Source organism: Nocardioides sp. F233, assembly GCF_057813895.1.
Window position 1 is genome coordinate 1 of record NZ_JBVASH010000021.1, and the last position, 323, is coordinate 323.

General features: G+C 73.4%; 1 protein-coding gene. It reads right to left on the reverse strand.

Annotation, left to right across the window (positions count from 1 at the left end):
• Positions 1–323 (reverse strand): DUF222 domain-containing protein (locus tag ACZYRU_RS26900; RefSeq protein WP_488960175.1); only part of this gene is annotated, 323 nt, incomplete at both ends.

Consider the following 323-nt stretch of genomic DNA (forward strand, 5'->3'; position numbering starts at 1 on the left):
GATCACTGGCGTCGTGGCCGTGGGTGTCGACCAGCTCGAGCATCCGTCCTGCGACCGCGGTGCGGAACTCGTGGACCCGGGGCAGCGTGTGCACCTTGGTGGCGATCGCCCGCGCTTGCGGCAGGGTCACCCGCCCGGACTCGAGCGCGGCCTGGACCTCGGGGAGGTCGCGCAGCTGCTCGGCGGCGCGGACCAAGCCGCCGCCGGTGCCCTTGTGGCCGCCGGTGAGGTGGGTCAGGAAGTCCTTGACCGAGGCCCACCCCAACGGACGTTGAGCGCCGGTGGCCTCGAGGCGAGCAACGCCCCGCAACAGTGCGGCGTCC